The organism is Nostoc sp., from assembly GCF_036916655.1.
In the GTDB taxonomy this organism is placed as follows: Bacteria; Cyanobacteriota; Cyanobacteriia; order Cyanobacteriales; family Nostocaceae; genus Nostoc.
The window spans coordinates 1-13,893 of record NZ_JBALFY010000075.1 but is presented as its reverse complement, the minus strand read 5'-3'; the positions used below and the strand labels follow the sequence as shown (position 1 = coordinate 13,893).

Below are 13,893 nucleotides of genomic sequence, written 5' to 3'. Positions count from 1 at the left end.
TTGTTCGGTACGGACTTCTAGAGAATCGGGTGAAAGAGTTAGAGCAGCACCAAGCCCAATTAAGCGATCGCACTTCCTAACTCTCTGGGGATTCTGTCAAGTCCACACGCAATGAGTATCTGTAAAGTTTTCCCTCTTATGATTCAAAAAAAGCAGCAGGCGAAATATGAAAAAACTCCGCGACTTTACGAATGTGATTAAGAGCTTTTGAACTGATGGCGAATAATAACGTTCGCCCCCAGGTTCCTCACATTTTGGTTCATGAAAAAGCGGTAAAATCTTCTGACTAAACCCTGCCTAACCAAAATTTATGACTTTTGGTCAAAATTGCTTGATATTCAGTCTTAAAAGTGCCAGGAACCGGACTTGAACCGGTGACACGAGGATTTTCAGTCCTCTGCTCTACCAACTGAGCTATCCCGGCTGGGGCTTTTGTGAGCCACGATTAATCAATGTAGCAAACATCTAAGAATATAGCAAGCCCTTGGAGAAAAAAGATTTATGCAGCTTTCAAATTCAACTTGAACCAAATGAAAACGGCTACAAATAGTAGAAACTGGACAAGAACAATACTTGGGCCAGAAGCCAAGTTGAAAAGACCTGACACCATAATGCCAGCAATACTGCTAATGGAACCAACTATCACCGACATAGCTAGAAAGTGGCTAAAGTGGTGACTCATCAGTTTAGCGGTAGAGGCGGGAATAACTAAAAAGGCGTTCACCAATAAAACACCAACAGCTTTAATTGCGACAGCAACAGCGAGTGAAAGCAAGACCACGAAAGCGTAGCGGTACAATTGAACGGGAACACCTTGAACTTGTGCTACATCTGGATTAAGGGTCAATAAAATTTGCTGCCGCATGGTTGATAGTAAAAATATGCTACCTCCCACAAGTACTAGCAACGTCAAAACCAAATCTGTGGTGTCGATCGCTAGAATATCTCCGAACAGCACAATCATCAAGTTGCCACGATAGCCTTTAATTTGGCTTGTGAGAATTAAACCGATCGCTAATGCCCCAGATAGCACTATGCTAAGTATGCTATCGCTAGCTAAATCGGTTTTGTCAATAAAGTAAAGAACAATAACACCAAAAACTAAGGTAAAAGGTAATAGCATCCAAGTAGGATTTATCTGTAGCAGCACGCCTAATGCCACACCTACGAGTGCTGCATGACCTACTGCGTGGCTGAAAAATGATAACTGGCGCAAGGTGACAAAAGTACCCAACATCCCGCCAAGTATTCCCATCAAGGCAGCACCGACGATCGCACGCTGCATAAAGGGGTGTTGTAACAAACTTATCAAGTCATTAATATTATTGGCGATCGCAAGCCAAGATATCTGACAATCATTGAAGAAATTCATACTTATGGGCATTAATGTTGGTGCTGGTAGCGGCTGAAACCTGGGCCGTAGGTTGCTAACAGGTTTTGCGGTGAAAGGGCAATTTCTGGTTTACCAGTACAAACAATGCTTTGGTTGAGACAAAGCACGCGATCGCAATGGCGATTTACCATATCAATATCGTGAGAAACTTGCAATACTGTCCAACCTTCTTCCCGTTTTAATTCATTTAGCAAAGCATAAAAATCTGCTGCACCTTGCACATCAACACCAGCAAAGGCTTCATCTAGTACCAATAACTTCCGAGGCATTACCAAACAATAAGCCAATAAAACCCGCTTGAGTTGACCGCCGCTAAGAGTACCAATAGCTTGATGCTGTAAATGATAAGCATCAGTTCGCCGTAAAGCTTCTGTTACTGCTACCGATTTTTCTCGGTCTTGTTTCCATAGGCTGGAGAAAAATGAATTCTTTTTTTTCCCTTCCTTAGTCCATCCCAACCCTACTAATTCCCTAACAGAAATGGGAAAGCTGCGGTCAAAAATGAAGTTTTGTGGCATATAGCCCAACGTGTGGCGTAAATGCCCCAGTCTGTTAACTGGGCGACCCAATATTTCAATTGTCCCAGCACTTCGAGGTATCAAATCTAAAACCGCTTTTACCAAAGTACTTTTACCAGCACCATTAGGGCCAACGATGGCTGTATCTGTTCCTGGCAACAATTCAAAGGAAACATCTCGAACCGCTAGATAGCTGCCTTGGTAAACAGTTAATCCTTCTACTTTTAAAATATTATTGGTCATTAGTTATTAGTTATTTACAAAGGACAAATTACAACTTATTTACAGGAGGTTTCTAAAATTTGCAGATTAGCTTTCATTGCTTTAAAATAATGCTGCGGATCGGTTTCGCCAGTTTCCAGAGAATCCAGAGGACGCAAAGTTAATTTCAAGTCTTTTGAGAGACTGACCAGGAGTTTATTATCTACTCCGGGTTCGCTAAATAAAGCTTTAACTTTGTACTTTTTCACAGCATTGATTGCATTTTGTACATCTGCTGGGGACAGTTGATCTTCGGGAATTTCTACCACCGCAACTTGCTTGAGATTATAGCGTTTAGCTAAATATGGAAACGCATCATGAAAAGTAATAAAGGTGCAACTGGGATTTTTTTGCAAAGCTTGCTGAAATTCGCTATTTAAACTTTCTAATTTTTTAATATAAGCTGTAGCATTTGCTTCGTAAGTAGCTTTGTTTGCGGGGTCGGCAGCAATTAATCCATCTCGAATATTTGTTACCTGCTGTTTTGCCAAAACTGGATCTAACCAAACATGAGGATTACCTTGGAGGTGGTCGTGGTCTTTTTCATCTGGCGCTGTTTTTACAACAGGTGAAATTTCATTTAAGGGTTTAATACCAATGCTTGCATCAATTTCAGTTAATTTGGGATTTTGGGCATTTTTGACAGTACCTTCCAGAAATTCCTCCAAACCTAAACCATTTTTTACTAACACATTAGCAGTAGCGATCGCTTTAACATTTTCTGGTGTCGCTTGATATTCATGTACCTCCGTACCCGGTGGTACTAAAATTTCTACATCTGCGACATTTCCAGTTACCGCCTTAGTAAACAAATATATCGGCAAAAATGTCGTCACTACTTTAGTTTTTCCCGACTGCACCGGTGGGGTAGAACCAACTTCTTGCACTTTTGGCGACTGTTGGGAAGTTTTTCCCTGATTCGAGTTCGATTGACTACAGCCAGTAGCCATTGACAACATTAGCGCAGCAACGATGGGCAAGATGCCGCTTCTTTGCCTGCCAGTTATAAGTCCTCTGTAATTTACAATCACGGTGTTTTCTCCTCAAAACCGATGCCTACTTTACTTCTGTCCCAGTTTCCATTGAGAATGAGACCTATTCTAAATTTTATACTATAATAATTCTCATTCTCATTCAAAACAAATAATATCATTCTAGATTTCTTGTGTAATGAGTAACAACAAAATTTTTCATGGGGTATAGCCCCTTGCAATTAAGTTTTCCCTAAATAATTAGGATTTCTTGACTTCTTTCTCAAAAAGGTTCTTAACTTCTGATAAAATTACTGAGAAATATTCTCATAAGATACGCGTTTGAAAAAACGTGGTTTAGGTATGAGTTAGAGATCAGTGTGAGGAGAAAAATGCAAAAATTCTGTAAATATCTGCTACTTAGTCCAGCAGTCTGCGGTGTAATGCTATTTGTAAATACGGCTGTATTTGCAGGTGAAACATCCAGCACTTCTGAAATCAATCAATCACAAGTTTCAGCTAGTCCAAACACCAAAGATCAGACAATGGCACAAGTTACCGCAGTGTCTCAGTTATCTGATGTGCAAACTACAGACTGGGCATTCCAAGCCTTACAATCGTTGGTAGAGCGCTATGGTTGTATTGCAGGCTACCCAAATAGCACTTATCGTGGTAATCGGGCATTAACGCGATATGAGTTTGCTGCTGGTTTGAATGCTTGTCTGGATCGAGTTAACGAACTAATAGCCACTGGCACAGCTGATTTGGTGACAAAAGAAGATTTAGCCAAATTACAAAAGCTGCAAGAGAACTTTTCAGCAGAACTGGCGACACTTCGAGGTCGGGTGGATGCAGTAGAAACACGTACTGCGGAATTGGAGGCACATCAGTTTTCAACCACAACCAAACTGAATGGGGAAGTGGTAATTGCGATCGCGAGTGTCGTAAGTGGAAACACAGTTAACGGTCAAAAAGTCAACCAAAATACTGTCCTTGCAGATCGGGTGCGTCTGAACCTCGACACCAGTTTCACAGGTAAAGATTTACTCAGAACAAGACTTCAGGCAACAAACTTAGACCCCTTCTCTAGCACTGCTACCTTTACACCCGAAGGTGACTTCCGATTTGCTGGTGGTAACAACAGTAATGGAGTTGTGATAGATGCGTTGTTGTATCAGTTCCCTCTCGGTAAGAAAACAAACGTCACCTTGGAAGCAAATGCAGGTGCAGTTGATGATTTCACTAACACAGTCAACCCATATCTAGATGGAGATGGTGGTAGCGGTGCCCTTTCCCATTTTGGGACTCGCAACCCAATTTATTATCTAGCCAATGGTACTGGCATCGGGATCAAACACGAGTTTAGCGATAAGCTGGAACTAAGCTTGGGGTATTTAGCGAATGATGCTGCTAACCCTCAGCTAGGTTCTGGACTGTTCAATGGTGCTTATGGTGCTATGGCGCAGTTAACTGTTAAGCCTACCAATCAAATTACCCTTGGTTTAACCTACCTTAACGCTTACAACAATACCTTTTTTGCCAATGGTAGTGGCGGTAGCAATAACGCTAATAACATCTTGCAGAATGCTTCTAGTAACTCCTACGGTATAGAAGCATCCTTTCAACCTAGCTCAAAATTTGTGATTGGCGGTTGGGCTGGCTTTACCAAAGCTCGTATTCTTTCAGTTACTCCTGGCGATGCTGACATCTGGAACTATGCCGTCACCTTAGCTTTTCCTGATCTTGGTAAAAAAGGTAACGTTGCAGGCATTGTTGTGGGTATGGAACCTAAAGTTACCAGTGTAAGCAGTTCTCTCAGCAATGCAGGCATCAACAAAGATCCAGACACTTCATATCACATTGAAGGTTTCTATCAATATAAGCTGAGTGACAATATCAGCATCACCCCAGGAGTTATCTGGCTGACAGCACCAGATCATAACAATCAAAATGACGATATTGTGATTGGTACAGTGAGAACCACATTCACTTTCTAATTTTTAAAATGTTAAAAGAAGGCGCAAAGTATAAATTTGCGTCTTTTATTTTGTGTGCGCTCTCAAAAATAAAGTTCAGTATTTTTACTGGGCTTAATATCTCAGAACAATATAGAAATCCGATTTGATTACTGAACTTACTTGTATAAAGAGGAAACAGGGAAGAAGGAATAGACGTGTACTGAGTTTTTTCAAAAATCAAATACGAATCCTAAACTACCTTTAATACAAAAAGACCAGCCTCCCACAGCTGGTCTATAAAATGTTTTTTTGCGTTGTCTTCTCAAGAGAGTTAAAACCCAATTGCGCGTTCCCAAAATGCAACGGGCAACTTTTCTTAACAATATTGTAACAGCCAACACAGATTTTTCCTGAATATTCATCAAAAAAAGATATTAACAAAGCTTAAAAGCCTCTATCTATCAGGGGAATTTAGCAGATCGCAAGGTATAGATGGGGGAATGAAGGGAAGTAAGGAGAGAAAATTTTACCTTATCTCCCTTGTCACCCTCATCCCAGGGTCAGTTTTAACCAAATCAATTTCAACTTGACAAGCTACTGATGGTGGGAGCAACTTCTGCGTCTGCTGATGTTTCGCCCACGCGGAGGATTTTAGCCCCCAATTGCTGCAACTTCACATCAAGTCGATCGTAGCCGCGATCGAGGTGCTGTAATCCTTGAATTGTGGTTTGTCCTTCTGCTGCCAGTCCGGCGATGACTAGCGCTGCCGATGCTCGTAAGTCTGTACCTAATACTGGTGCGCCAGACAGTTTTGGTACTCCCCGAACGAAAGCAGCATTGCCTTTGACACGAATATCGGCCCCCAAGCGATTTAACTCTGAGGCATGACGCAAGCGATTTTCAAAGACGGATTCGTTAATCACGCTGTCGCCTTCTGCCAATGTCAGCAAAGCCATGAATGGCGCTTGCATATCTGTGGGAAAACCTGGATGGTATTGAGTTTCAATATCCGTTGCCTTGAGGGTTTCCGCAGGCAGAATATGTAAGTGTTCAGGCTTGTCCTCAATTATTGTCACTCCAATATCCCGCAGCTTGGCAATGACTGGTATAAGGTGTTCTGGAGCCACTGGCGAGAGAAGAAGTTCTGAGCGGGTAATTGCTGCTGCCAACAAAAACGTCCCAGCCTCAATGCGATCGGGAATAATACTGTAGTCAACAGAATGCAATTTGGGGACTCCTTCGACAATAATTCTGCTAGTCCCCGCCCCTTTAATCTTCGCTCCCATCGCATTACAGAAGTTAGCCAAATCAACTACTTCCGGTTCTCTGGCAGCATTTTCGATGATCGTTTCACCCTCTGCCAGGGTAGCCGCCATCATCAAATTTTCCGTCGCTCCAACACTAGCGATGTCTAAGTAAATCTTCGCACCTTTTAATCTCCGGCTGCTGCCAGGGACGTAGGCATTACAAATGCCATGCTCAATTTGTACTTCTGCTCCCATTGCTTGCAGTCCTCGAACATGCAGGTCAACAGGTCTTGCCCCAATAGCACAACCACCTGGTAAGGGCATCTGTGCTACTCCTAGTCTTGCCAGAATGGCTCCAATGGCGAAAAAACTCGCCCTCAACTGGGTAACTAGTTCGTAAGGAGCTTTTGATGTTTTAATCTCGCTGGCATTAATGTCTAAAATGTCGCCTTGTCGTGTTAATTGCACACCCAAAGCCAATAACACCTGACCCATACGCTCTACGTCCGCTAACAAGGGGACATTGCGGATACGACAATCGCCCGGACACAGCAAGGCTCCAGCCATGATTACCAGTGCTGCATTTTTTGCCCCGCTAATTTTCACATGACCTCGCAAAGGATGCCCACCCCAAATTTGCAAGACTGAGGAGTCTGCTTCTGGAGCAATTTTGGCATCTGGTAAGCTGGTAGAAGGATTAATAAGCCTACCTCCAAAAGTAATACGTATTTTATATGTTTGAAGTTGGTTTTGATTCTACAGTAAAGATTCAAAATGTCCACGTTTTAGAGCAGCATCTTGCATAAAAAAATGTTTTTTGAGTGAAAAATTCGGGCTGAAAATAAGCAATAGCAAGCGTTTAGAGATTTTCAAAAATTTAATAAAAAATAATGAGTAAGTAGTAGTTTGAAGCAAAATTAAATACTCAGTAAAATAACTTAAGTGTTCTCTAAAAATCAATGCTGTATTGTTTCAGTTAATATTTTGATTTGACCGATCGCTTGAATAACTCGTTTCGAGTGTGAGATTGTGAACTAGGCGTTAGATTTTTACTTGACAAGGGTAGAAAATTACGCAACAATAGGAAATTGTCGATAAGTTACAAGTGCCAGCGGAACTGGCGGAATTGGCAGACGCGCTAGATTCAGGTTCTAGTGCCGCAAGGCTTCCGGGTTCAAGTCCCGGGTTCCGCATATTAATTTTGGATTTTGGATTTTAGATTAATCCAAAATCCAAAATCCAAAATCCAAAATTGTGTTGACCAGTTTACAAAATTCTCTAGTTAAGCAAATTCGCAAACTGCACTCCACCAAGGAGCGGCACAGACAGCAGTTATTTTTACTAGAAGGGACACACCTGTTAGAAGAGGCTTGTGCGGTGAATTACCCACTAGAAACCGTGTGTTGTACCCCAGATTGGCAAGCAGCCCACGTTTCGTTGTGGGATGAAGCTTGTAGCCGATGCGACCGCGCCGAAATTGTCAGTAGAGAAGTCTTGGATACGATCGCTACTACAGTCCAACCGGATGGTGTAGTGGCAACGGCAAAACGCAGGGAACGCCAAACTCAACTACCATTTACTGGTTTGGTATTAGCTTTAGAAACGATACAAGACCCCGGCAACCTGGGTACAATGATCCGCACTGCCGCCGCCGCTGGAGCATCGGGGTTGTGGGTAAGTGGAGATAGTGTAGACTTGGATAGTCCTAAAGTTCTACGTGCTTCCGCAGGGCAATGGTTTCGCCTCGCAACAGCCGTAACCGAAGATTTAAAAGCGACAGTCCAACAAAGTCAGCAAGCAGGAATGCAAATAGTGGCAACCTTACCCGATGCGACTTTAACTTATTGGGAAGTAGACTGGCGAAAACCCAGTCTGATTTTACTGGGAAATGAAGGTGCTGGATTGTCGGCAGATTTAGCGGCGATCGCAGATCGGCAAGTCAGAATTCCTTTGAGTCCTGGGGTGGAATCTCTGAACGTGGCGATCGCAGCCGCTTTAATGTTATACGAAGCTCAACGGCAACTAATTTGTCAGTAATAAATTTTAGCTTTTTATCCCAATTGGGTTTTTGTTATTTCTTCGAGATATTTTTCAATATCGGCAACTGCGTCTTCAAGAGCCGCTAAATCAATATCTATCAAGTCTTGATCGATTTCAGCTTCAGTGAAATTACTAGTATGCAGTTGGGGTATCTCCTCTTCCTCAGTCAAATTTTCTTGTAAGATATCCTCCAACTGTTCGAGGGACTGTTGAAACACTTGATCGGCAGCACGGCGCTGTTCTGGCTGATTTTGCTCCATAATATTAACTTGAAAATCCTGATTTACTGACTTAATTTTGATTCTAGTTCCTACAGATTTAAATTTTGCACTTATAACATCATAGTTGTGTGCTGTATCAACTTTAGCAGTGCTTATCAAGAATATCGATAACTGTCTCCAATTGAGAGGAGGCAGAAGGCAGGAGGAAAGAATTATGATTGATTACTTTAGTTGTGGGTCATTACTTGGTTTAAAAAGAAGATAATGGTACGAGCATCAAGTGCTGTGAGATACAAACTAAGTCCAACGCTTTTAAGCTTAGGTTACTCCTGCCTCTTGAACGCGATCGCTACGGGTACACTAAATCAAGTTTGGCTACGTTTAGGTAAGTTTTTTGAAGAAGAAGTCAGAATCAAGACGCGACTCGAAAATACTCACTATTGCTGCGCTATCGCAGACTAGCCCTAAGCGTTCGCGCAGCGTCTCTAAGAGTAGAGAAGGCTTTACGCTGCGCTATCCACCAGTCACACAGAATTCTGAATTCAGAATTCTGACTCCTGAATTCTGTTTTATAAAACAGGTCTAATACTTAATTTGATAGACTATCCTAAATTTGAAATTATAAAAATTGGTAGCTCAGGGCTGATAACTAAACTATGAGTGAAGCCTTATTCTGTATCGAAAATCTGCGAGTTGCCTATCCTCAACGGAGTGGAGAAGAAGCAAGCTGGGCGGTTGATGATGTATCTTTCACCTTACAACCAGGTGAAAGAATGGGATTGGTGGGAGAGTCGGGTTGTGGTAAGTCAACTATCGGACGGGCAGTAATGCGTTTACTACCAGCCTCTAGTCGTGTTGAGGGACGGGTGATATTTCAAGGAAAGTCAGTGTTTGACTTGACACCTAACCAGTTGCGGAAATTTCGGGGAGAAGCGATCGCCTTAGTTTTTCAAGATCCCATGACACGCCTCGATCCCTTGATGACAATTGGTAAGCATTGTATCGAAACCCTCCAGGCGCACTCACCACAATTATCAACGCGGGAAGCGAAAGAAAAAGCACTTGCTACCTTGGCAAAGGTGAATATTCCCCCTAGTCGTTGGAATCAGTTTCCTCATGAGTTTAGCGGTGGGATGCGCCAAAGGGTAGCGATCGCCCTAGCTTTACTCCTCAACCCTAAGTTTATTGTTGCCGATGAACCCACCACCAGTTTAGATGTCACCGTCTCCGCGCAGATATTGACAGAATTAACTCGTCTGTGCGGTGAAGAAAACATGGGATTGTTGCTGATTTCTCACGATTTAGCAATGGTGGCTGAGTATTGCGATCGCATTGGCGTGATGTACAACGGCAAGATGGTAGAAATGGGTGCTACAGAAACCGTATTTAGACAACCTCAACATGAATACACGCGATCGCTCTTAAAAGCAGCTTTACACATTCAAGCAGTAAATGATGATGGAGAGTTGATCATTGCCAATGAGGCGGAAAAGCAATTACCGATTATTAATGAAAAATCCCCAATTTTGAGCGTTACAGAACTCAAGCAACACTACACCATAGAACCTAACTTTATCGAACGACTTTTTAACACACAAACGCAGACAATTAAAGCAGTAGATGGAATCAACCTAGATATTTATTCAGGAGAAATTCTCGGCTTAGTCGGGGAATCAGGTTGTGGAAAAAGTACACTATCACGAACAATTTTGCAACTAATTCGCCCCACTAGTGGCAAAGTTGAGTTTTTAGGACAGGATTTAACTAAACTGTCGCGTCAAGAAATTCGTTCCTCACGGCGACAAATACAAATGGTTTTTCAAGACCCTCATGCTTGTCTCAATCCAGCGATGACAGTGGGACAAAGTATCGCCGATCCTTTATTTATCCATAATTTAGCCAACCCTGCCAAGGCAAAAGAACAAGTTTTGTGGATGCTAAATAAAGTTGGGCTAACACCGCCAGAAGCGTATTATGAGCGATATCCATCAGATTTGTCTGGAGGACAACAGCAACGAGTTGCGATCGCTCGTGCTTTGATTACTCACCCTAAACTCTTAATCTGCGATGAACCAGTGAGTATGCTAGATGCTAGCGTCCAGTCGCAAGTGCTGGATTTGATGTTGCAATTAAAGGAAGAGTTTGAGTTAACTTATCTATTCATTACTCATGACCTTTGGTTAGCTCGATTTTTGTGCGATCGTATTGCCGTGATGAATGGCGGTAAAATTGTCGAACTCGGTCTGACAAAACAGATTTTCGCCAATCCTCAGCATCCTTATACCAAAACCTTACTAGCTGCTGCTCCCTTACTAGCACGTGCATAAAATCAGGAGTTATGAGTTGAAAATTCCTAACTCTTAACTTCTAACTCTTATGACAAGTACGATAGAAGCCGTAGAATTGCTACTGTTAACACTGTATTATTTTTGAATATTTTCTGAAGATTTTTCCGAGACGGTAGCAATGACTATTCGCCATGCGACTGAAACTGACTTACCTGCAATTGTGGCAATTTACAATGCCGCAGTTCCCAGCCGCATGGCAACGGCTGACTTAGAACCAGTATCCGTGGAAAGTCGCCTTGCTTGGTTTAAAGGGCGATCGCCTTCGCAACGTCCACTTTGGGTAATTGAAGTAGACGGAGTAATCGCTGGATGGCTTAGTTTCCAATCCTTTTATGGGCGACCCGCCTATAGTAAAACTGCCGAAATTAGTATTTACATAGCCCCTAACTTTCATCGGTCTGGCTTGGGACGGCAACTCTTAGCACAAGCAATTAACGAAAGTCCTAGTTTGGGTATAAAAAGCCTAGTATGCTTCATTTTTGCCCACAATCAGCCCAGTTTAAAACTCTTTGAAACGTTTGGTTTTGAACGCTGGGGACATTTACCTAACATTGCCGAACTTGACAGCGTTGAACGGGACTTAGTGATCGTGGGACTGCGAATTAGTAAACCTTTTGTTTAAAGCGATCGCTATTTTCTTAAACTTGTAAATTAAATTCGCTCACAATTAGTCTAAATTAATTCCCTGTTCTTGTAGTAAAGCACGGAGAGCTTCTAACTCGGCTTCAGCTTGTTCAGCTCGTTGTCTTTCTTGCTGTCGTTGTTGATCTAGTTCCAAAAAGTTCAGAAAGCGATCGCTTTTTTCTCGCTCTTCTTATTTCACATCCTAGCTTGAGCAAAGCTAGTGCGATAGATTAAGTACTTTTATCTAGTGAGCGTATAAATTAACTCAGTAGTTTTTCTATGGGAAAATAATTGGATATGTGTCAAAACAATAAATATAACACTTATCGACTCTTTTCTTTAAGTGTACTGTTGAGATAATTTATTCCATATCGTAGCTATTTATGAGTACGAAAATAATTCAAGTTGCTTTCAAAAGAGCTTTTAATGAAATCGATTTACTTAAGTCTAAAATACACCAAAAACAAGGATTCTGGATTTTGGAAATTCATAAATACTCTCCTGAAGATTTAGAAGATTCAGAACATCACGCTAAGATTTATTCTATCACTGAGAAATTAGGAGATGATGTTTCTAATTGGCACAATGCAGGAAAGTTAAGTAACAATGATTTTAATTACTATCATGAAGAAAGAGGAAATTTAGAAGAAAAGCTTTTTTTGGTAAATATGGAAATTACTCAAAGACAGCCTACTTGGGTTGAGGAAACCTTGGGTATTCTAAATAAATTGACAGAAGCAATTATGAATAATTTACCAACCTTAGTCAGACCATTCTTGCCACCAATACTATCAAAAGTATTGGGATTTTTACCAGGTAACCGCCAAAGAGCCTTAAAAGGAAACTAAGAATTAGGACATTGATTTGATAAAGCCAGCTTTTCCTGTTGATTTACAATATTGATAGGGAGGTAATTCAACAATGGCTACCGTCAAGGAATACCGACAACACATCCAAAACCTGCTAACAGAACGCGCCAAACTCGTGTGGGACGATCGCATCCAAGCCCAAACTATTTTCGATACTGAACGCGACCACTACCAACTAGTCTACGTTGGTTGGCGCGGTTCAAAGCGACTGTATGGCACTGTCCTTCACCTAGACATCATCGATGGCAAAATTTGGATTCAACAAGATGGTACTGAGGTTGGGATTGCAAACCAGTTAGTTGAACTCGGTGTCCCCAAAGAAGACATTGTTTTAGGCTTTGATCCTCCAAAAATGCGACATTACACCGACTTTGCAATAGGATGATTCACCTCATGATATTTAAAGTACAATCCTCATACTTAAATCTAGCCACTTCGACTGAGTAATCGGCGCACTGCTAGAAATATAGTCAACACCCGTTTCCGCCACAGCGCGAATCGTTTCCAAAGTCACATTCCCCGAAGCTTCAATTTTCACTCGGTTATCCTGCTGATGAATCAACAGCACCGCATGACGCATCATATCCAGAGGCATATTGTCCAACATAATAATGTCAGCCTTATGCTGCAAAGCTTCTTTCACCTGCTCTAAACTTTCTGTCTCAACCTCTATAGTCAAGGGATAAGGAATCTGAGAACGAATACGGGTAACAGCTTCTCCAATTCCCCCAGCCGCCGCAATGTGATTATCCTTAATCATCACTGCATCATCCAAACCCATACGGTGATTAATCGCCCCACCCAAAGCAGTCGCGTACTTTTCCAACAATCTCAGCCCTGGCGTAGTTTTACGCGTGTCCACCAACTGAGCAGGTAAATCAGCAATTTTCTCTACATATATATTAGTCAGCGTAGCAATTCCACTCAATCGCATAGCCAAGTTGAGCGCCACTCGTTCCCCCATCAACAGCGCATCCAGCGAACCATGAATTTCAGCTACCACCTGTCCCGGCTCACACCATGCACCCTCGTTCGCCACCGCTACAAAGCTGACTTTTTCATTCAAAATCTGAAACACCCTAGCTGCAATTGGTAAGCCAGTAATTATCCCTGAGGCTTTAGCGATCCATTTAGCAGAGCCTAGCGTCACATCTTCTATTAGTAGGGTATTTGTAGTGCGATCGCCCCTGCCAATATCCTCCATCAACCAGCCACGCAACAGTGGATCTAAAACCAACCAGGGCGGCAAAAAACCAGAATTCCTCACAACTTTAATTGCTTCCTTAGTGACATCCAGCAATACTATAGCCTAAACTCCTTACTCTCTAAGGCTTTGATAGTGACGAAGAAACAGTTCCAAAGTATTTTGGAAAAAGTAGTTGACACAATGAATTGGGTTCGCTATATTGAATAAGTGCCTGAAGCGAAGCGAACAAAAGCGAC

At 42.1% G+C, this 13,893-nt stretch carries 13 protein-coding genes and 2 tRNA genes; 8 read left to right on the top strand and 7 right to left on the bottom strand.

Annotation, left to right across the window (positions count from 1 at the left end; all coding sequences use genetic code 11):
• Positions 1–351 precede the first annotated feature (351 nt).
• The 4 genes from V7L31_RS21375 to V7L31_RS21360 all read right to left on the bottom strand — a co-directional run bounded on the left by V7L31_RS21375 (position 352) and on the right by V7L31_RS21360 (position 3,131).
• Positions 352–424, bottom strand: a tRNA-Phe gene (locus V7L31_RS21375).
• A gap of 75 nt (positions 425–499) precedes the next feature.
• Entirely contained in the window at positions 500–1,372 is an 873-nt protein-coding gene (locus tag V7L31_RS21370; protein ID WP_334698113.1) for a metal ABC transporter permease, read from the bottom strand.
• Between the two features lie 11 nt (positions 1,373–1,383).
• A complete protein-coding gene (locus V7L31_RS21365; protein WP_334698112.1) occupies positions 1,384–2,154 on the bottom strand; it encodes a metal ABC transporter ATP-binding protein in 771 nt (256 codons plus the stop codon).
• Between the two features lie 35 nt (positions 2,155–2,189).
• A complete protein-coding gene (locus tag V7L31_RS21360) occupies positions 2,190–3,131 on the bottom strand; it encodes a metal ABC transporter substrate-binding protein (RefSeq protein ID WP_334698116.1) in 942 nt (313 codons plus the stop codon).
• A gap of 404 nt (positions 3,132–3,535) precedes the next feature.
• Here V7L31_RS21360 and V7L31_RS21355 point away from each other — a divergent pair, with 404 nt between their 5' ends.
• Positions 3,536–5,140, top strand: coding sequence for an iron uptake porin (locus V7L31_RS21355; RefSeq protein WP_334698111.1), 1,605 nt, complete (start codon positions 3,536–3,538; stop codon positions 5,138–5,140).
• A 542-nt stretch (positions 5,141–5,682) separates the two neighbouring features.
• Here V7L31_RS21355 and murA read toward each other — a convergent pair.
• Positions 5,683–7,050, bottom strand: coding sequence for a UDP-N-acetylglucosamine 1-carboxyvinyltransferase (gene murA, locus V7L31_RS21350; protein ID WP_334698115.1), 1,368 nt, complete (start codon positions 7,048–7,050; stop codon positions 5,683–5,685).
• Between the two features lie 409 nt (positions 7,051–7,459).
• On the opposite strand from murA, the gene V7L31_RS21345 reads away from it, so the two are divergent.
• Both V7L31_RS21345 and V7L31_RS21340 read left to right on the top strand, forming a co-directional pair.
• Positions 7,460–7,541, top strand: a tRNA-Leu gene (locus V7L31_RS21345).
• A 61-nt stretch (positions 7,542–7,602) separates the two neighbouring features.
• Positions 7,603–8,385, top strand: a complete 783-nt coding sequence (locus V7L31_RS21340; protein ID WP_334698110.1) for a TrmH family RNA methyltransferase — start codon at positions 7,603–7,605, stop codon at positions 8,383–8,385.
• A 14-nt stretch (positions 8,386–8,399) separates the two neighbouring features.
• On the opposite strand, the gene V7L31_RS21335 is transcribed toward V7L31_RS21340, so the two are convergent.
• The gene (locus V7L31_RS21335; RefSeq protein ID WP_334698109.1) at positions 8,400–8,648 is read right to left on the bottom strand and encodes a hypothetical protein; all 249 of its coding nucleotides are present in this window, start codon (positions 8,646–8,648) and stop codon (positions 8,400–8,402) included.
• A gap of 225 nt (positions 8,649–8,873) precedes the next feature.
• On the opposite strand from V7L31_RS21335, the gene V7L31_RS21330 reads away from it, so the two are divergent.
• From V7L31_RS21330 to V7L31_RS21310, 5 genes are all read left to right on the top strand, one after another.
• Complete coding sequence (locus V7L31_RS21330) at positions 8,874–9,071, top strand: hypothetical protein (RefSeq protein ID WP_334698108.1); 198 nt, start codon at positions 8,874–8,876, stop codon at positions 9,069–9,071.
• Positions 9,072–9,265: 194 nt separating this feature from the next.
• Positions 9,266–10,936 carry an ABC transporter ATP-binding protein gene (locus V7L31_RS21325; RefSeq protein WP_334698107.1) on the top strand — a complete coding sequence of 557 codons (1,671 nt, stop codon included), beginning with the start codon at positions 9,266–9,268 and terminating at the stop codon, positions 10,934–10,936.
• Positions 10,937–11,075: 139 nt separating this feature from the next.
• On the top strand, positions 11,076–11,579 hold the full coding sequence (locus V7L31_RS21320; protein WP_334698106.1) for a GNAT family N-acetyltransferase: 504 nt from the start codon (positions 11,076–11,078) through the stop codon (positions 11,577–11,579).
• Between the two features lie 385 nt (positions 11,580–11,964).
• Positions 11,965–12,429 carry a hypothetical protein gene (locus V7L31_RS21315; protein ID WP_334698105.1) on the top strand — a complete coding sequence of 155 codons (465 nt, stop codon included), beginning with the start codon at positions 11,965–11,967 and terminating at the stop codon, positions 12,427–12,429.
• 73 nt (positions 12,430–12,502) lie between these two features.
• Positions 12,503–12,835, top strand: coding sequence for a XisI protein (locus tag V7L31_RS21310; RefSeq protein WP_334698104.1), 333 nt, complete (start codon positions 12,503–12,505; stop codon positions 12,833–12,835).
• Positions 12,836–12,850: 15 nt separating this feature from the next.
• On the opposite strand, the gene nadC is transcribed toward V7L31_RS21310, so the two are convergent.
• The gene (nadC, locus tag V7L31_RS21305) at positions 12,851–13,717 is read right to left on the bottom strand and encodes a carboxylating nicotinate-nucleotide diphosphorylase (protein ID WP_334698114.1); all 867 of its coding nucleotides are present in this window, start codon (positions 13,715–13,717) and stop codon (positions 12,851–12,853) included.
• Positions 13,718–13,893 lie beyond the last annotated feature (176 nt).

Excerpts from the sequence above, each read along its gene's own strand:
- V7L31_RS21370 (WP_334698113.1), bottom strand. The coding sequence starts at position 1,372 with ATGAATTTCTTCAATGATTGTCAGATATCTTGGCTTGCGATCGCCAAT.
- V7L31_RS21365 (WP_334698112.1), bottom strand. The coding sequence starts at position 2,154 with ATGACCAATAATATTTTAAAAGTAGAAGGATTAACTGTTTACCAAGGC.
- V7L31_RS21360 (WP_334698116.1), bottom strand. The coding sequence starts at position 3,131 with ATGTTGTCAATGGCTACTGGCTGTAGTCAATCGAACTCGAATCAGGGA.
- V7L31_RS21355 (WP_334698111.1), top strand. The coding sequence starts at position 3,536 with ATGCAAAAATTCTGTAAATATCTGCTACTTAGTCCAGCAGTCTGCGGT.
- V7L31_RS21335 (WP_334698109.1), bottom strand. The coding sequence starts at position 8,648 with ATGGAGCAAAATCAGCCAGAACAGCGCCGTGCTGCCGATCAAGTGTTT.
- V7L31_RS21330 (WP_334698108.1), top strand. The coding sequence starts at position 8,874 with ATGGTACGAGCATCAAGTGCTGTGAGATACAAACTAAGTCCAACGCTT.
- V7L31_RS21325 (WP_334698107.1), top strand. The coding sequence starts at position 9,266 with ATGAGTGAAGCCTTATTCTGTATCGAAAATCTGCGAGTTGCCTATCCT.
- V7L31_RS21320 (WP_334698106.1), top strand. The coding sequence starts at position 11,076 with ATGACTATTCGCCATGCGACTGAAACTGACTTACCTGCAATTGTGGCA.
- V7L31_RS21315 (WP_334698105.1), top strand. The coding sequence starts at position 11,965 with ATGAGTACGAAAATAATTCAAGTTGCTTTCAAAAGAGCTTTTAATGAA.
- V7L31_RS21310 (WP_334698104.1), top strand. The coding sequence starts at position 12,503 with ATGGCTACCGTCAAGGAATACCGACAACACATCCAAAACCTGCTAACA.